Annotated in this window: 18 protein-coding genes; 16 read left to right on the top strand and 2 right to left on the bottom strand. The window is 43.0% G+C overall.

Annotated elements, in window-relative coordinates:
• Positions 1-78: 78 nt before the first annotated feature.
• Positions 79-945 carry a YitT family protein gene (locus UB32_RS06165; RefSeq protein WP_044392109.1) on the bottom strand — a complete coding sequence of 289 codons (867 nt, stop codon included), beginning with the start codon at positions 943-945 and terminating at the stop codon, positions 79-81.
• Between the two features lie 154 nt (positions 946-1,099).
• On the opposite strand from UB32_RS06165, the gene UB32_RS06160 reads away from it, so the two are divergent.
• The 14 genes from UB32_RS06160 (at position 1,100) to UB32_RS06095 (ending at position 14,166) form a co-directional block, all read left to right on the top strand.
• Positions 1,100-1,972, top strand: a complete 873-nt coding sequence (locus UB32_RS06160; protein WP_241768432.1) for a CBS domain-containing protein — start codon at positions 1,100-1,102, stop codon at positions 1,970-1,972.
• 193 nt (positions 1,973-2,165) lie between these two features.
• Entirely contained in the window at positions 2,166-3,308 is a 1,143-nt protein-coding gene (locus tag UB32_RS06155) for a trans-sulfuration enzyme family protein (protein ID WP_044392107.1), read from the top strand.
• A 106-nt stretch (positions 3,309-3,414) separates the two neighbouring features.
• The gene (locus UB32_RS06150) at positions 3,415-3,987 is read left to right on the top strand and encodes a general stress protein (protein ID WP_084221738.1); all 573 of its coding nucleotides are present in this window, start codon (positions 3,415-3,417) and stop codon (positions 3,985-3,987) included.
• 502 nt (positions 3,988-4,489) lie between these two features.
• Complete coding sequence (locus UB32_RS06145; protein ID WP_044392105.1) at positions 4,490-5,347, top strand: MurR/RpiR family transcriptional regulator; 858 nt, start codon at positions 4,490-4,492, stop codon at positions 5,345-5,347.
• A gap of 14 nt (positions 5,348-5,361) precedes the next feature.
• On the top strand, positions 5,362-6,495 hold the full coding sequence (locus tag UB32_RS06140; RefSeq protein WP_044392104.1) for a M20 peptidase aminoacylase family protein: 1,134 nt from the start codon (positions 5,362-5,364) through the stop codon (positions 6,493-6,495).
• Entirely contained in the window at positions 6,492-7,298 is an 807-nt protein-coding gene (locus UB32_RS06135) for a GNAT family N-acetyltransferase (RefSeq protein ID WP_044392103.1), read from the top strand. The genes UB32_RS06140 and UB32_RS06135 overlap by 4 nt, the downstream gene beginning before the upstream one ends.
• Before the next feature lie 16 nt (positions 7,299-7,314).
• A complete protein-coding gene (gene menC, locus UB32_RS06130; RefSeq protein ID WP_044392102.1) occupies positions 7,315-8,430 on the top strand; it encodes an o-succinylbenzoate synthase in 1,116 nt (371 codons plus the stop codon).
• A 38-nt stretch (positions 8,431-8,468) separates the two neighbouring features.
• Positions 8,469-9,644 (top strand): YkvI family membrane protein, encoded by a 1,176-nt coding sequence (locus tag UB32_RS06125; protein WP_044392101.1) that lies wholly within the window; start codon positions 8,469-8,471, stop codon positions 9,642-9,644.
• A 344-nt stretch (positions 9,645-9,988) separates the two neighbouring features.
• A complete protein-coding gene (locus UB32_RS06120; RefSeq protein WP_044392100.1) occupies positions 9,989-10,243 on the top strand; it encodes a hypothetical protein in 255 nt (84 codons plus the stop codon).
• 359 nt (positions 10,244-10,602) lie between these two features.
• Positions 10,603-10,947 carry a hypothetical protein gene (locus UB32_RS06115; RefSeq protein WP_044392099.1) on the top strand — a complete coding sequence of 115 codons (345 nt, stop codon included), beginning with the start codon at positions 10,603-10,605 and terminating at the stop codon, positions 10,945-10,947.
• 43 nt (positions 10,948-10,990) lie between these two features.
• A complete protein-coding gene (locus UB32_RS06110; protein ID WP_044392098.1) occupies positions 10,991-11,635 on the top strand; it encodes a PspA/IM30 family protein in 645 nt (214 codons plus the stop codon).
• Between the two features lie 127 nt (positions 11,636-11,762).
• On the top strand, positions 11,763-12,497 hold the full coding sequence (gene liaF / locus UB32_RS06105) for a cell wall-active antibiotics response protein LiaF (protein WP_044392097.1): 735 nt from the start codon (positions 11,763-11,765) through the stop codon (positions 12,495-12,497).
• Positions 12,494-13,537, top strand: coding sequence for a sensor histidine kinase (locus tag UB32_RS06100; protein WP_044392096.1), 1,044 nt, complete (start codon positions 12,494-12,496; stop codon positions 13,535-13,537). Before liaF ends, UB32_RS06100 begins: the two co-directional genes overlap by 4 nt.
• Positions 13,534-14,166 (top strand): response regulator transcription factor, encoded by a 633-nt coding sequence (locus tag UB32_RS06095; RefSeq protein ID WP_044392095.1) that lies wholly within the window; start codon positions 13,534-13,536, stop codon positions 14,164-14,166. Before UB32_RS06100 ends, UB32_RS06095 begins: the two co-directional genes overlap by 4 nt.
• A gap of 76 nt (positions 14,167-14,242) precedes the next feature.
• Here UB32_RS06095 and UB32_RS06090 read toward each other — a convergent pair whose 3' ends face one another.
• Entirely contained in the window at positions 14,243-14,437 is a 195-nt protein-coding gene (locus tag UB32_RS06090) for a hypothetical protein (protein WP_044392094.1), read from the bottom strand.
• A gap of 172 nt (positions 14,438-14,609) precedes the next feature.
• On the opposite strand from UB32_RS06090, the gene UB32_RS20755 reads away from it, so the two are divergent.
• Positions 14,610-14,765, top strand: a complete 156-nt coding sequence (locus tag UB32_RS20755) for an RAxF-45 family protein (RefSeq protein ID WP_307192150.1) — start codon at positions 14,610-14,612, stop codon at positions 14,763-14,765.
• Positions 14,766-14,908: 143 nt separating this feature from the next.
• Positions 14,909-16,795 (top strand): ribosomal protection-like ABC-F family protein, encoded by a 1,887-nt coding sequence (gene abc-f, locus UB32_RS06085; RefSeq protein ID WP_044392092.1) that lies wholly within the window; start codon positions 14,909-14,911, stop codon positions 16,793-16,795.
• The last annotated feature ends 150 nt before the right edge of the window (positions 16,796-16,945 follow it).

The following is a 16,945-nucleotide window of genomic DNA, read 5'->3' as shown; positions in this document are numbered from 1 at the left end:
CAGGGGATTTTTTTCGCTCTTTTCATTTTTATGGACCTTCATTTTTACGACAATTATCGATCATACCAAGTCATCATTCTAATGCTCGCTGATCTTATCAAAATTACTGCCCGAAACATCGGCGATATTCTCGATCGCGACGAGTGCGTTTGAATCGATATCATCGACCACCGATCGCAGAGTGGACAATTCAATCCGGCTGACAATGATGTAAATGATTTTCTTCGGTTCACTGGAAAAAACACCTTGGCCATGAATATAGGTCATGCCACGCCCTAATTGCTTCAACAGAGCTTCCGCAATTTCTTCCGGGACATCGGAAATGATCGTAACTGATTTAAGTTCCTCCATACCCTCGACGACAACGTCAATCATCTTAAAAGCGATAAAATAGGTGATGATCGAGTACATGGCGGTTTCCCAGCTGAACACGAGCAGGGCAGCTAAAAGGAAGATGAAAAAGTTCATCACCATGACGATCTGACCGACAGACACGGTGCGCTGCTTACTGACAAGAATGGCGATAATTTCGGTGCCATCAAGAGCTCCGCCAGCGCGGATGACGAGACCGACACCGGTACCAAGGATGACGGCGCCGATGATCGTCGCCAAAAATAGGTCATCCGTTACCTGATCGAAAAGATGGAAATAAGCTGTTGCTCCGGATAAAATAATGACGCCGTACAGCGTCCGCAGCGTAAATTTCATGCCCATCCTCTTATATCCGATATAAAGAAAAGGCAGATTAAATAGGATCAGGAAAATACTCATGGAGATGTTGGTCAATTCCGCTGCAATAATAGAAAGACCGATGACACCACCATCGAGGATGGCATTTGGCACAAGGAACAAATCAAGCCCAAAAGCAGCGATGACGGCCCCAATCGTAATCGTTACAAGCTGAGTGATTTCTTTTATCAATCTTTTTTTCTTCTGTTTTGCCACTATATCAAACCCTTTTCTATTGTATATACTATTATACTCATTGTACCAAACTAAAAAGTCTTCTGGAAATTTTACAATATCTATCCATGCTTAGGAAAAGAGTATTTTTGGGTAATAAACTAGGGAAGTGATTTGAAATAACGGAGGGACTAATTTGACGAATGAAACTCAGACTAAACATAGAACAATCAAGCAACAAACACGAACGAGTCAGCAAAGTAAAAAAAATGCAAATCAAAACAATGAAAAAGCTAAAAATCAAAACACCGATACGGAAAAAACTGCTTCGTTTTCTTCAGCAAATCAAGAGGTAAAACACAAAGAACAATCCGGCAAGTTCGAGGCCGCTTTCAATCGTATCCATAAAGCGCTGAAGGAAATGGTAAAGGGGACGGACAGCGATGCGTTTGTCGAACTGCTATACTCTGGTTATAAAAATCATTCCTTGATCCGCAAGTATAAAAGTGAGCTGCATCAGTTTGCGAAGCTGCGAAATGCGATTGTCCATGAGCGGGTGAATGCGGATTATTATATTGCCGAGCCGCATATTGAGGTCGTCGAACGAATGGAGGAAATCGCCAAAGAGTTTGAGAAGCCGCAGACAGCATTATCGATCGCAACAAGTCCCGTTTTCTATTATTATGAAGATGCTTATCTGAAAGATGTGCTTAAAGTCATCAATAAGTTTGATTTTACCAGATTTCCGATCTATGACAAGGATGATAAATATGTCGCTCTACTAACTTCTACAGAAATTATCCAGTGGATGGCGCAGCATTTTTCCGACAGTGTCGTTCCCTTTGAAAATGTTCAAATCAAAGAGTTGCTGACGAAGGGAAAAAATTATTTCGTGACCTTTGTAGATGAAAAAGCCTCCCTTTATCATATCGAGGAACTATTCGAACGCTATCATACGAGGGGCAAGAAGCTTCAGGCAGTCATCATTACGGAAACAGGCGACCGACATGGAAAACCAATCGGAGTCATCACACCATGGGATTTGCTGGACAGTGATTCAGAAGACTGAAAAATCGGTCATTGACGAAATCAAGACGATATTGGTATACTTCTGCTATTATCAATGAATGAATCTGTATCAAAGTGTGGAAGGACAGACCATGAGAATATCAAAGGGCTGATTCCTAAAGGACAGGAGAGGATTGCGGTTGAAGCCTCTCCTTTTTAAAGATTGTTCTATCTTTTAGAAGCGGGTGAATGTGATGACGAACAAGTTTGAAACGGAAGTGATTCATTCCGTACATACGAAGCAACAAGGAATTAAAAGCAAAGCAACACCAATTTACCAGACGTCTGCTTTTACTTTTAACGATCTTGACGAACTGGAGGGTTTTTATCAAGGAGAAGGGAATTATTTGTACTCCAGGGTCGGCAATCCGAATACGGATGAGCTTGGACAGGCGGTTGCGGCTTTGGAGCATGCGGAGGATGGTGTCGCTGCTTCTTCCGGATTGGCGGCGATTTTGGCAGGCGTCCTTGCAGTGGTAAGGAGTGGTGACCACATCGTTGCCGCGGATGACGTATATGGCGGAAGTTTTCATATGTTAAAAGCAGAGCTGGAACGATTTGGGATTGAAACAACATTCGTGCCATTTTCTGATTTGGACAACGTTACAAATGCCATCAAGCCTAATACAAAGCTTTTGTACACAGAGTCGATCACCAATCCGCTGCTTAGGGTGGAAAAACTCGAAGAAGTTATCGCTCTGGCAAAAACCCAAAACCTTGTTGTATTAGTTGACAACACATTTGCAACTCCGCTCCATGTACGCCCATATGAGCTCGGTGCGGATCTCGTTGTCCACAGTGCGACTAAATACATTGGCGGACATAGTGATGTTACTTCCGGAGTCATTGTCGGCAGAAAAGAGCTGATAGAAGCGGCGCGGGCGAGAGTCATCAACCTTGGAGCGAATCTGAGTCCGTTTGAAGCATGGCTGACTTGCAGAGGCTTGAAGACGCTGGCATTAAGGATGAAGGCCCAATCGGGAAATGCCCGGATGCTAGCAGAAAGTTTAAGGGAGAATAGCAATGTCGAAAAAGTATATTATCCTTTTACAGAAGCTGACCAAGGTTTTGGTGCCATCGTCACAATCGAGCTCGCCAATCATGTGGACACAGACCAATTTTTCAAATCTCTTGGCTGGGTAAAAATTGTTCCGACACTTGCAGGCGTAGAAACAACGGTCTCCCATCCGCTGAAAACTTCCCATCGCGCACTTCCCCCTGAAGCGCAGGCGGAGCTGGGAATTACCTACCGGTTGGTGAGGATTTCGGTTGGCATTGAAAATGGTGAGGATATCGTTGCCCAGTTCACTGCAGCATTGGAACTTGCTGTGAACTAAAATTTTTTTAAAAAAACATATCAACAGGAATCCTTCAACATTATGTTTACGCCTCCTGTATGCGGGTATCTTTAAAAGGACTACTCGTCTAAAGGAGGCTTTTACTATGTTTGAACATGAAAAACATCTAGTTGGAGTATATGATAACGAGCAAGACGCAATTCAGGCCGTTGAGGATCTGAAAAGGCAGGGATACCATCCTGATGATATCTCCGTTATTGGCAAAAACGACGATGAGGTGGATCACGTCAACGAAGCAACCGGTACAAAGACGGAGGAAGGCCTTGCCGCAGGAGCTGCAACTGGCGGTGTATTAGGCGGTCTTACAGGATTGCTAGCAGGCATTGGAGCATTGGCAATCCCTGGCATCGGCCCAATCGTCGCGGCAGGTCCGATTGCAGCAACGCTGACTGGCGCTGCAGTAGGGGCCGGAGCTGGAGGCTTGGCCGGAGCATTGATCGGAATGGGCATTCCGGAAGAGGAAGCAGAACAATACGAAGGCTATGTAAAAGAAGGGAAAATCCTTGTAGTCGTCGAGCGGGAGGAGAACAGAGTTGGTCTGAACGACGGAACAACGACCGTTGGAATGGACGGCGCAAGAACCAACAACCCGGTTGATGCACCCCTAACCTCGGACAACCCTGCAAATACTCGTTTTGACAAAACACGTGATTTTTAATTCATGAAAAAAAACTGCCTTTTGGCAGTTTTTTTTGGAGATAAGTAAAAAATGAACTCAAGGAGCACTCTATCCTGTTAGCTGTCAAAATAAAGGAGGTTTCTTGACAACTTTGCGCTCTGCTCTCCAAACCTGTCAAAATAAAGGTGTTTTCTTGACAACTTTCTGCTCTGGACCCCCAAACCTGTCAAAAAAACGTTCGATTCTTTTCCAAGCCTCGCCTCTCGAGTTATCGCCGCTCATAAACACTCCAAAACTTCAACTCTCATCCGGCAAATTTTCGTTTGTCCATCTCAGACCCGCCCTTCAGATTGAAAATGTTAGTATGAGGAAAACTATCGGCCATGTCCGCTTTTTGATTGAACTTTTAAACAAAGTATTGTGAAAATTCAAACTTAATGTTAAAGTAATAAAAAAGCAATTCCTTCATAAATCAAAAAAATGAAGGAAATACTTCGCTAAATTGACAAGCATGCCAATTAGAAATTAGGTGATATTTTTAGTGGAAGAAATTATTTCAGAATTGAAGAAGCATTATAATCAGTTTTCAAAAGGACAGTTAAAGGTGGCGCGCCTTTTAGAGTCTGATCCAAAAATCTTTGCCATCTCTTCCGCAAAACAAGCAGGAAAGCATATAGGGGTGAGTGAGACTACCATTTTTCGTTTTTGTCATACACTAGGATATTCAGGTTACAGTGAATTTCAGAAGAGAATAAATAAAAGCTTGTTTGATGATAAAAGTAGTTTAAAGGAGTACGGGGATCAAAAAGCGTTATTAAGCGATACATCTAGTTTTCACAAAAAGATAATGTTCTCTGATTCTCATCATATCCAAACAGTTGCTGATCAAATAAGTGAACAGGACTTCAATTTAGCGGTTAATAAGCTGGCTACAGCGGAAAAAATTTTAGTTTCAGGATCTCGTTCTTCTTTTTCGGCAGCTCAATGGCTTGCTTTTTCATTGAATGTAGTTCGAGGAGGAGCTACATGCTATAAGCCCAATATAGACGATGTGATTTATGAGTTGTCTAAGATAGATGAACAAAGCGTGTTTATCGCTTTATCTTTCCATCGTTATGCACGGGACACGATCTACTTAGCTCAGGAGGCGAGAAAGAAGGGAGCCTACATTATTGGAATAAGTGATTCGGATTTTGCTCCGATCCGAGCACAAGCCCATTTAATTCTTGCGGTTAAACTGCCGTTTACATCCACGTTAGACACAGCGCCGGTTGTTTTCTCGCTTATGAATGCTCTTGTTGCAGGGGTGACTATGACTAATCCAAAACAATTTGAAATAAGACGAAAAGAATATGAAAACTTCCAAGCGAGCAACTTTTTTGCATCACTACATGAATAAGGAGTTTTTTTAAAATGAAGGAATTTATAAAAAGTATAGAACCTAGAATCATGGAAATCTTTCATCATTTACATTCTCATGCTGAAATTAGCTGGCAGGAATACCAGACGACAGAATACCTTACACAGTTGCTAGAATCGGAAGGAGTACGTGTGAAAACGTTTGATGATCATACCGGCCTTATTGGAGAAATGGGGAATGGAAAGCCGGTAGTGGCCCTTAGAGCAGATATTGATGCACTGTGGCAGGAAGTAAACGGAACCTTTCAAGCGAACCACTCGTGCGGTCATGATGCTCATATGACCATGGCGCTCGGTGTCCTGTTCGTATTGAAAAAATTCTATCCGAAGCCAAACGGGACGATCCGCTTCATTTTCCAGCCTGCAGAAGAAAAAGGGACTGGTGCCTTAAAAATGGTAGAAAAAGGTGTTGTTGACGATGTGAGCTATTTGTATGGTATGCATTTGCGACCGTTCCAAGAAATCCCTGATGGAACCGCTGTCCCCTCTATTCTACACGGGGGAGCTCGCTTTGTAAGTGGGAAGATAAAAAGTGACGATGCCCACGGTGCTCGCCCGCATCTTGGACAAAACGCGATTGAAATTGGTGCGAATTTCGTTAGTTTCTTAAATAGTATTCATATTGATCCGATGCAATCATATTCAGCAAAAATGACGGCATTTCAAGCAGGTGGTGAAAGCAGCAACATTATTCCAGGATCCGCAACATTTAGTCTTGACTTACGAGCGCAGAACAACGATACGATGGAAGAGCTGCAAAAGAAGGTGGACGGAATTGGTCAACATCTTGCCAATTATTACGGCGTTGATCTTTCTCTTGAAATAGATGCAAGTGTAGCTGCAGCAGAGGTTAGTCTCGAGGCACAAGAGAAAATGAAAGCTTCCATCATTGATGTACTAGGGGAAGAAAAATGTTATTCCCCATTAGTCACAACAGGTGGCGATGATTTTCATTTTTACACGATTAAGCGCCCGCATTTAAAAGCAACCATGCTCGGAATTGGCTGTGATTTAGCACCCGGGTTGCACCATCCGAACATGACTTTTAACCATAAGGCGATGTTGACAGGGATTGAAATCTTAGCAAAAACCATCATTAAAACAGTCGAAGGAGAGGGAACAGCGTGAAAAAAGGGATAACGATTAAGCAAATCACCCAACTGGATGAAGTGAAGCAAGTCCAACACATTGAACAGCTCGTTTGGCAAATGAATCCGATTCCTTTTCACCAAGTCTATACAGCAGTGAATAACGGGGGAATTTTAATCGGCGCTTACGATGGTGACGAAATCATTGGGTTTTTATACAGCTTTCCTGGGTACAAGGAAGGAAACGTTTATCTTTGTTCCCATATGCTTGGGATTCATCCGGATTACCGTAAAAATGGCCTCGGAACTAAAATGAAAAAGTTACAAAAGGACATTGCGCTTCAAATGGGTTATAAGCTCATCGTGTGGACTTTTGACCCGCTGGAAAGCGCCAATGCTTTTCTGAACTTGCACAAGCTTGGAGGAATAGGAAGAATCTATATTGAAAATCATTACGGAGTGATGGATGATGCACTGAATTCAGACCTCCCAACAGATCGTTTCCTGGTCGAGTGGTGGATTGATTCGAAGCATGTGGCAGACCTACGGGACAAATCTAAAAAAACGGATTTCCCAACTAATGTGATTGAGTATACAGATAAGGGATTTCCAATTATAGCTGATAGTTTCAATCCAGTAACAGACGCTACTGTCCCTGTACCAATACAATTTCAGAAAATGAAGAAAGAGGATTTACAGCTTGCAATAGATTGGCGGTATAAAACCCGGAGGTGGATCCAGCAGTTAATAGCAGATGGTTATGCAGCGGTTGACCTTACTCAATATCCTGAGGAGAAGATTAATCTTTACCGTTTTGAAAGAGTAAGCATGCTTTTACTATAAATGAGGAGGAGTACAGATGAGTATTACAATCGAAAAAGTAATTTTACATAAGCTTCAGATGCGGTTAAAGCATGCATTTACGACTAGTTTCGGCACCTTCCAGGATAAAGACTTCTTTGTGGTGGAAGCAATAGATGAAAAGGGGAATATCGGTTTTGGAGAAACGGTTGCCTTTTCAAGTCCTTGGTATAGTGAAGAAACCACTCAAACAAATGAGCATATCATGAAGGATTTTCTTATCCCACTTTTGCTGAAGAAGCCTATCGAACACCCGGATGAAGTGTTTCCCCGCTTTTCATCCATCCGAAAAAATCATATGGCTAAATCAGCTCTTGAAGGGGCGGTATGGGATCTCTATGCGAAACGGAACAACATGACTCTTGCCGAAGCCCTGGGCGGAACGAAAAAAGAGATCGATGTGGGGATAAGCATCGGTATTCAGCCGACTGTTAAGGAATTAATCGAAGTGATCGGAAAGCATGTCGAGGAAGGCTACAAGCGGATTAAAGTCAAAATAAAGCCAGGCTGGGATGTAGACGTGATGCGTGAAGTACGCAATGTATTCCCGGATATTCCGTTAATGGTCGACGCGAACTCTGCGTATACCCTGGAAGATGCTGATCATTTAAAGCAGTTGGATGATCTGAACCTGATGATGATCGAACAGCCGCTTGCGCATGACGATATTTTTGACCATGCAGAACTTCAGCGTCTGCTGAAAACTCCAATATGTCTTGATGAAAGCATTCATTCCTATGATGACGCAAGACGAGCGATTCAACTCGGCAGCGCGAAAATAATCAACCTTAAAATTGGACGTGTAGGCGGTCTGAGTGAATCGGTGCGCATTCATGATCTCTGCCAAAAGAATGGTATTGAAGTATGGTGTGGTGGCATGCTAGAGGCTGGAGTGGGACGAGCTCATAACGTTGCCTTGACAACATTGAAAAACTTTACACTCCCAGGTGATACGGCAAGCTCCTCGCGCTATTGGGAACAAGACATTATTGACCCAGAGGTAACCGTAACAAATGGTATCATTCAAGTTCCGGAAAAACCGGGCATTGGTTATGATATTAACCGGCAAGTTCTAGAAGCTCTGACGGTCGAAAAAACAGTATTTAACAACTAACTTGGCAAGTTAAAAAATTTAGGAGGAGGCGAAGAAAGATGGAAAAACAGAAGATAGGGTTTTTCGAGGGGCCTTTTGGCAGGTATGTTCTCCCGGGTGTCATCCTGCAGTCAGTACTAGTGGGCGGCGGATTTGCTACAGGCCGGGAGATTGTAGAGTATGGTGCGAAATATGGAGCCATGGGCTGGATTGGCGGTATCGGTATTTTTATCGGTTTTATCGTTATGGCAAGCTTATCCTTTGAGCTAGCCAGACATTTCAAGGCATATGACTACCGGTCCTTATTGAAACATTTAATCGGGAGAGCGTGGATACTGTATGACATCGTGTATCTCCTGTTAGCAATCCTCATCATTTCCGTTATGGCAGCGGCAACAGGGGAAATACTAAACAGCACATTAGGTTTAAACTATTGGATAGGGGTACTTGCAATTGCTATAGTTGTGGCTCTTTTAAACTTTTTTGGGGCAGATGTTATCGAACGCTTCAAAACGTTCGGCACAGTAGCTTTACTCGTCGGCTATGTTGTTTTTTCCGTAATGGTCCTCAGCACTACCTGGGAAAACGCCCAAGAGGTTCTTTCTTCAGGTGATACGAGCTTTATTGAAGGAGAAGTACTTGTTTGGCCAGTACTATGGAGCGGAATCTTGTATGTAGGGTATAACCTGGCAGTCTTTCCTGCGGCACTCTTTACGATAAAACGGCAAACATCACGTAAAGAGTCGATTATATCTGGAATCATTGCGGGCGTTCTCATGACTGTTCCTTGGTTTCTCACATACTTCAGTTTACTCGGGTTTTATCCATCAGAAGAAGTACTGGGTGCTTCAGTGCCATGGCTCCAAATGCTGCAAGGTTATGGAGCATGGGTAGTAGTTCTCTTCGGTATTGTCGTAGGCTGGACACTAATTGAAACAGCGACAGGCATGATTCATGCGTTCATTGACCGTGTGAATACACAAATGGAAGAGAAGTCGAACAAACAGCTATCAAAAAAGCAAAATGGAGCCATTGCAATTGGTGCGCTCGTTTTATCGATTATCTTTGCACAAGTTGGAATTATTGACTTGATTGCTATTGGATACACGTGGTTGGCTTACGCTATGATTGCAGTATATGCAATTCCAATGCTTACAATCGGTGTTTACCATATAGTTAAAAGCAGTAAGAAAACGAAAAACAGTGGGACAGCTGAAAAAGTAATTGCAAAGTAAAACACAAAAAGAGCGAAATGCTAATGTACTTTACCGGCGGAATGGATCACAAGACCGATAACGATTACGTCGACAAAGGGAACGACATAGTGAATTGCAACGAAGAATATTTTTTAATTATTTGAATATTAGGATTTTATATAGCGGAAATTCTTTCATCTTTTTGTTTACGGGTGCTTGTTAGTGTTTAGTTAAATTCATGCACCGCCGCCCCCTAAGAGTCTGTCCATTTTTTAGCGTATAATTACGCGACAATGCTTCAAAATCATCCGTTTTATTGTATAAAAACATTCATTTTGAATAAAAATACGTGGATTTTACTCCGTCGGGCGGACTCCTAAAAAGTGAAGGCGGATAAAAGAATTGCGCATGATTTATCAAAGATGGATACCTCGCCCATAGATGGCGTGGTGATGACACGGACAATTTTTCTGTTTAGCACAGTGATCATATTGGCTTTGATGGCTGGCATCAAAGCCAATATGAAATATCCAAAAGTCATTATACAGCCGGTTGTTACGTTTATTGCACTTAGAGCTATCTGTATTACTGGTCTAAGTCTTTTTTCTAGTCACTCGAGTGAGTGGCTTTTTGTGTGACGGGCAGTTATAAGTGACACTTACCAAAGGCTTGTACCAGAAGTCAGAACGAGAAATGATAGCTATATTGGTGAAGATGCAGGGTTGTTCCCTCCATCCTCTTAAAGCCATAAAAAATTTGCAACTTTCCGCTCTGCCCCTCCAAACCTGTCAAAAAAACGTTCGATTCTTTTCCAAGCCTCGCCTACCGAGTTATTACCGCTTTATAAACACTCCAAAACTTTAACTCTCATCCGGCAAGTAGAAGGTCCGGTATGCTGCTAAGCCTTAGGCCCTACCTGAAAATCAAGCTTAGGCACGTTATCGATTTTTCGCGAGGAAGGTAAGATAAGTACATAAGAGATAAGGAGGAATTGTTAATGAAAAAATTTGGTTTGCTGCTTGCCGGTTTCATCGCTGTCAGGGTGCTGATGTCCAGCATTGGTCCGCTTGCCGGTCTCGGCATAAGCTTGCTGGTGCTCTACTTTGTCATCAAGCAATTTTTAAAAACTCACTCGACTGCTGGAAAAATTGGCTGGGGAATTGCCAGTGTTATCGTCCTTTTGGCCACAGCAGCCAATGTACCAGCGATACTAGGAATTGCTGCAGCTTATGTTCTTTACCTAATTTACAAGAACTGGGGGAAAAAAGCAGAAGCGGTGACTGACAAGAATGATCCATTTGTTAACTTTGAAAAGCAATGGGCAGAATTAAAAAACAACTAGATGATTAAAAAACAATAAAACACAAAAAAGGGAGAGTTTGTAAATGGCTAATCTATTAACAAGAATGAAAAACACGATAATGGCAGATCTTCATGAAGCACTTGACAAAAAGGAAAGAAAGAACCCAACTGCACTGTTGAACCAATACCTTCGCGAATGTGAGGCGGAGACGGATAAGGTCAAACAGCTGGTTGAGCGTCAAAGCCAGCTGAAGGAGCAGTTCAACCGGGAATACCAGCAGGCACTTGAAATGGCAGCCAGACGAAAACATCAAACAGAAATCGCAATAAGAGCGGGTGAAGCAGAACTACAGGAGTTTGCCAGCAGGGAACAGGTTCAATACGAGGAACGCTCAGCTAGACTGAAAGAAGCGATGGAAAATGCGGGGAAACAGCAGAGTGAACTGGAACGTAAATACGAAGAAATGAAGCATAAATTGAAGGATATGCACATCCGCCGTCTCGAATTAATGGGCCGTGAAAATGTGACCCGAGCTAATTATCGGATGGATCAGGTGCTGGATCAAAACACAGGTTCTGATAAAGCCTATGCCAGATTCACAGAAATGGAAACCTATCTTGATCAGCTAGAAGAAAAGGTGAACAATAACTATCATGGAACTACAATTGATGCAAGAATTGCTCAACTTGAAAAAGAGTATAAAAATAACGAAACTCATACTATGTAACAGGCTAAAACATGGTATTCTAATAAGGCGCAGGCAGCTGCGCCTTTTAGGTATTGCCTCTATTGATTCTCCACTTTATTCACTCTTCATTAAATTCAACTAATTTTTACGGGAGGGGGAAAACGGCATGTTAAAAAATTGGAAAAATGATCTTGTCAGTTGGATTGTGATTACCGGACTGTTCCTGCTTTTGCTGGAAGTTACATTTTTCAATAAAGGGCTGATTTTCTCCCTTCTAGCTAGCGGAGCGATGGTCTACTTCGGACGCTCGTTAATGCCAAAAAAATCGGGTAAGGCATTATTTTGGGTTGGATTGTTCTTTTTCCTGAGCAGTGTGTTCAGCATGTTTACATTCAGGTTTTTCCTGTTGGCGGTGTTGATCTACCTGATATACCAGTATATCCAGTCAAAGAAAAAACCGGAAATGATTACGCCAGTATTGCAAGAGCCTGAAAAGGAATCTAAGCAGGAAATGTTGATGGAAAAAACGCCGCTTTTTAAAAATCGCTTGTTTGGAGATCAAGAAACGCCTTCTCATGTATATGAGTGGGATGATGTCAACATCCAGACGGGAATTGGCGACAGCGTAATCGACTTGAGCATGACGGTGCTTCCAAAGAGCGAGACGGTGATATTCATCCGCAATATCATCGGGAATGTAAAAGTATATGTGCCCTATGATGTAGAAGTAAGTCTCCGTCACTCTTCGATATTCGGTACTGCTGAAGTTTTCGGACATCAAGACATCAGGATGTTGAATCAAAATTTATTCGTGCAGACCCCCGGTTACGAAGAGGCAGGGCAAAAGGTGAAAATCTTTACCTCGATGATCGTCGGGAATATCGAGGTGAAACACATATGACAACAACGATGCGTCAAATTTTATGGGGTCTGGCCCTTGGCATCATTTTGTTTCTCGCGTTAACATTGTCGTATTGGCTAGTTTTTCCGGCAGCACGTTTTTCCGATTTATGGAGCCATGAGTTAATGGACATTCCGTTTGTCATCTTTACTTTCAGTATCAGTGTAGTGCTTGGCATTGCTATTGGTATGGCATCGGGTATATACTGGCGCAATCAGTTTGCAGCGGTGGATAGTTGGCTCTTTCAGCTTGAGGAAGGGCAGCAGCCTAAATATGACTCAAACCAATTATACGCTGAAATTTCATCGATTTCGAAGCGCATTAGCAAGTTGTACAAGCAAATTTCAGAAAAGGCACTGCTTTCACAAAGGCTTGCAACCGAAAAAGCGGAGGAACAAGAAGCGCGGATTCAAGACATTATTTCTCAGGAGCGCAATAGACTTGCAAGAGAACTGCATGATTCGGTGAGCCAACAGTTATTTGCGGCTTCCATGCTGATGTCGGCAATCAATGAAACGAAGGGAACGTCTGAGGTGAGAGAAGCAAAGCAGTTGAAGATGGTAGAGGAAATGATCCATCAATCTCAGCTTGAAATGAGGGCGTTGCTTCTGCACCTCCGGCCGGTCGCACTCAAAGGGAAGAGCCTGCAGGAAGGAATGGAGGAACTGCTGCTCGAATTAAGAGAAAAAGTAACGATGACTATTACTTGGAAGATCGAATCCATACCGCTTGATAAGGGAATCGAGGACCATTTATTTCGGATCTTGCAGGAGTCAATTTCGAATACGTTGCGCCACGCGAAGGCGGACCAACTGGAAGTTTTGCTGATCCATCGTGACGATAATGTCATTTTGCGAGTGGTTGACGACGGAATGGGCTTTAATGTAAACGAAGCAAAAGCCGGTTCATACGGGCTTCAGAACATGCAAGAGCGTGCCGGCGAAATTGGCGGGACATTGAAAATCGTAAGTGTTGAAAATAAAGGAACCAGGCTTGAGGTCAAGGTTCCAATAGTAGTGTTGGCAGGTGAGAAAAAATGATTAAAGTAGTGTTTGTGGACGACCATGAAATGGTGCGGATTGGAGTATCATCTTATTTATCGGCACAGCCGGATATCGAGGTGATCGGGGAAGCTGATAACGGCCGGGCAGGTGTGGAAATGGCACTTAATTTGCGGCCAGATATCATTCTCATGGATCTGGTCATGAAGGAAATGGATGGAATTGAAGCAACAAAGCAAATTATGGAACAGTGGCCAGAGGCGAAAATCATCATCGTTACCAGCTTTCTTGATGATGAAAAAGTCTATCCCGCACTTGAGGCTGGTGCAACAAGCTATATGCTGAAGACTTCAAAGGCAAGTGAGATCGCAAAAGCAGTGAGGGTTACCTATTCTGGACAGCCAATGCTTGAGCCAGAAGTGACCGGGAAAATGATGAGGAAGATGCGCCAGAAAAACAACGTCGAATTGCATGAAGAGCTGACCGAGCGCGAGATGGAAGTTTTGAAGCTGATCGCCGAGGGCAAGACAAACCAGGAAATCGCCGATGAACTATTCATCGCCTTGAAGACCGTCAAGACACATGTAAGCAATATTTTAAGCAAACTGCAAGTTCAGGACCGTACCCAGGCAGTTATCTATGCGTTCCGGCATTCACTTGTAAAATAATGAAGTTTTGATGCTTTCTTAAATACAAGTGGCATCCATTGAAAAACAAAAAGAGGCCAGTGGCCCCCTGATGAATCTAATTAACTTTTTCTTCGATTATATCTAACTTCATAAGCATTTCGCTTAACGCAATGGATATGACTTCCCGTTCTTCAAATTCATTTGGATAATGGGAAGCACTATTTATATAGTTATGCCTTTCAGCTAACTTTTCCTTAATTTTTTTGCACATCCAGAGCTGGTAATCTGAAAGTTCCACCTGTCTAAGCATTGCCACCCACTCCTTCGTTAGTTATCCTTACCCGGTGTCCAAGTCCATATAAACACTTTATCCACAGAATTATTAGACTGGGAAAAATTGATAAAATGCTAGGAAAAACTTGCTAAAATAATGATGAGAATGTAGAATAAACCTAACTAATATTGAACGGAGGTGAGAAGAGATGATCAAGACTGTTTTTGTACGCGGATTTTGGAGTAAATTCCTTTATTTTTGTCGTGCAAAATTTGCTGTTGCAGCTGTCGACGGGATACGTATGCCCTTTTTTACCAGCTCAATTTCAAAACTAAACGGTACGATCACCTCTTTTCCCACTTAGGTCATGGGGAGGGCACACAGGCCCTCTTTTGCATTCATGCAATCCAAAAGCCAGGAGCAGAGTCCGTCTGCCCCTGGCTTTTTTTGTTTCCGATAAACCTGATTCAGGAAAAGAGGAGGATCGATTTTTAGGAGGAAATCTTAATGATCACATGCAGTGTTAACCAGATAAGCAAAACGTACGGCGCCAATCAGATTTTTGAAGATATGTCGTTTGAAATAAAGGATAAGGATCGAGTTGGCCTTGTTGGACCAAATGGCTGCGGCAAAACGACATTGCTGCGTCTAGTTGCCGGCATGGAACAGCCTGACAACGGAGAGATTCACTGGAAGAAAGGCTTGAAGATTGGCTATCTGGCCCAGATACCAGAATATGAAGCAAGGATGACGACGAGAGAGGTGTTGATGACAGCCTTCGATGACTTGCTGGATGTTCAGGATGAGATGAAGCAGATGGAAGTGGAGATGACGGATGCTGGCGAGGATTCGGAACAGCTTGAAATGCTGTTGGCAAAATACGGCGTTCTTCAGGAGAGATTTGCACTTGGTGGCGGTTATGAAATGGAATCAAATATTGATAGGGTAGCCACCGGCTTGAGAATTGGAAGCTTGCTAAATGCTAATTTCAACAGCTTGAGCGGCGGTGAGAAAACGAAAGTTGGACTGGGACTGAGCCTGCTGCGGAATCCAGAACTGTTGCTTCTCGATGAACCGACCAACCACCTTGATATTTTCGCTTCCGAATGGCTGGCAGAATTTCTGAATAACTATGCTGGAACTGTCGTCATCATTTCTCATGACCGTTATTTTCTGGATGAAACGGCAACGAAAATCCTCGATATGGAGGATGGAAAAATAGAACTTTATTACACAGATTACTCGGGTTTTGTGCAGGAAAAGGAAGCAAAATTACTGAGGGAGTTCCAGGCATACGAAGAGCAACAGCGAAAAATCAAAAAAATGAAGGAAGCGATTAAAAGATTGAGGGACTGGGCAAACCGTTCGAATCCTCCAAGCTCTGCGCTTCATAAGCGAGCAACAAATATGGAGAGGGCACTTGCCAGGATCGAAAAGGTAGAGCGGCCGGTCTTGAACAGAAAGAAAATGAATTTTGAACTGGACTCCGGAGTCCGCAGCGGAAAAGATGTGCTGTTTTTCAAGGAAGTGAAAAAGTCTTTTGGGAGCAGAGAGCTTTTTAACGGTATCCATCTGCAGTTGAAATATCAGGACCGGGCGGCGATTATCGGCGAGAATGGATCAGGAAAAACAACGCTACTGAAATTAATTAAGAATGAAATTTCACCTGATCAGGGAGAAATCCGCCTCGGTAGCAATGTCAAGATCGGTTACCTGTCACAGCATATGGAGCTGCCGAACAAGGGTGGATCCGTACTGGATGCGTTCAGGAGTGAAGTCATCATGAATGAGGGGGAAGCGAGAAATGTGCTGGCAGGATTCCTGTTCTATGGACCAGCTGTTTTTAAAAAAGTGTCCCAGCTTAGCGGTGGAGAACGGATGAGGCTACGGCTTGCCCAACTGATGCATCAGGATCTCAATTTCCTAATACTCGATGAACCAACCAACCATCTGGATATTGACTCCAGGGAGGTGCTTGAGGAAGCGCTCGAAGGTTTTGAAGGAACTCTTTTGGCCGTTTCCCATGACCGCTATTTCCTGAATAAACTTTTTGATAAGGTATATTGGCTGGAAAGCGGAGACTTAAATGAAATAACCGGCAACTACGACCGAGCGAGAACCAAGATGGCAGAAAAGCGGAAGCAGAGGGCGGCTGTAGACTCAGAAATGAAAGATTCTGTAATCAGGGAAAAGTCTGTTGAGAAAACATCTGCTACTCTCAACGAAGAGGAACTGCTCGAGCTTATCGAAGCACAGGAAGCAGCCCTTGCCTCAATCGAAAATCAGATGACTGTGATTACAGATTTAGCCGTCTTACAAGAGCTACACACGCAAAAAGAAGAACTGCAAAGCAAATGTAGCCAGCTGTATCACAAGCTAGAGGAACTTTCATAGGACCGATAAAGAACTGCTGAGTGTCAGCAGTTCTTTTTTATAATATCAGAATTTATATTTTATTTTTAAAGTCGTAATTGGTTTTATAGTTAACAAGAAGGATACAAGTTTGGACAAAGAGGTTGCCTCCACTGCCTTTTGACGGCTGTA

Origin of the sequence: Mesobacillus subterraneus, assembly GCF_000934845.1 — a bacterium.
Lineage (GTDB): Bacteria > Bacillota > Bacilli > Bacillales > Cytobacillaceae > Mesobacillus > Mesobacillus stamsii.
The sequence above is the reverse complement of the archived record's forward strand: the minus strand, read 5'-3'. Positions and strand labels throughout refer to the sequence as shown.

Excerpts from the sequence above, each read along its gene's own strand:
- UB32_RS06155 (WP_044392107.1), top strand. The coding sequence starts at position 2,166 with ATGACGAACAAGTTTGAAACGGAAGTGATTCATTCCGTACATACGAAG.
- UB32_RS06150 (WP_084221738.1), top strand. The coding sequence starts at position 3,415 with ATGTTTGAACATGAAAAACATCTAGTTGGAGTATATGATAACGAGCAA.
- UB32_RS06140 (WP_044392104.1), top strand. The coding sequence starts at position 5,362 with ATGAAGGAATTTATAAAAAGTATAGAACCTAGAATCATGGAAATCTTT.
- menC (WP_044392102.1), top strand. The coding sequence starts at position 7,315 with ATGAGTATTACAATCGAAAAAGTAATTTTACATAAGCTTCAGATGCGG.
- UB32_RS06125 (WP_044392101.1), top strand. The coding sequence starts at position 8,469 with ATGGAAAAACAGAAGATAGGGTTTTTCGAGGGGCCTTTTGGCAGGTAT.
- UB32_RS06115 (WP_044392099.1), top strand. The coding sequence starts at position 10,603 with ATGAAAAAATTTGGTTTGCTGCTTGCCGGTTTCATCGCTGTCAGGGTG.
- UB32_RS06110 (WP_044392098.1), top strand. The coding sequence starts at position 10,991 with ATGGCTAATCTATTAACAAGAATGAAAAACACGATAATGGCAGATCTT.
- liaF (WP_044392097.1), top strand. The coding sequence starts at position 11,763 with ATGTTAAAAAATTGGAAAAATGATCTTGTCAGTTGGATTGTGATTACC.
- UB32_RS06100 (WP_044392096.1), top strand. The coding sequence starts at position 12,494 with ATGACAACAACGATGCGTCAAATTTTATGGGGTCTGGCCCTTGGCATC.
- UB32_RS06095 (WP_044392095.1), top strand. The coding sequence starts at position 13,534 with ATGATTAAAGTAGTGTTTGTGGACGACCATGAAATGGTGCGGATTGGA.
- UB32_RS06090 (WP_044392094.1), bottom strand. The coding sequence starts at position 14,437 with ATGCTTAGACAGGTGGAACTTTCAGATTACCAGCTCTGGATGTGCAAA.
- UB32_RS20755 (WP_307192150.1), top strand. The coding sequence starts at position 14,610 with ATGATCAAGACTGTTTTTGTACGCGGATTTTGGAGTAAATTCCTTTAT.
- abc-f (WP_044392092.1), top strand. The coding sequence starts at position 14,909 with ATGATCACATGCAGTGTTAACCAGATAAGCAAAACGTACGGCGCCAAT.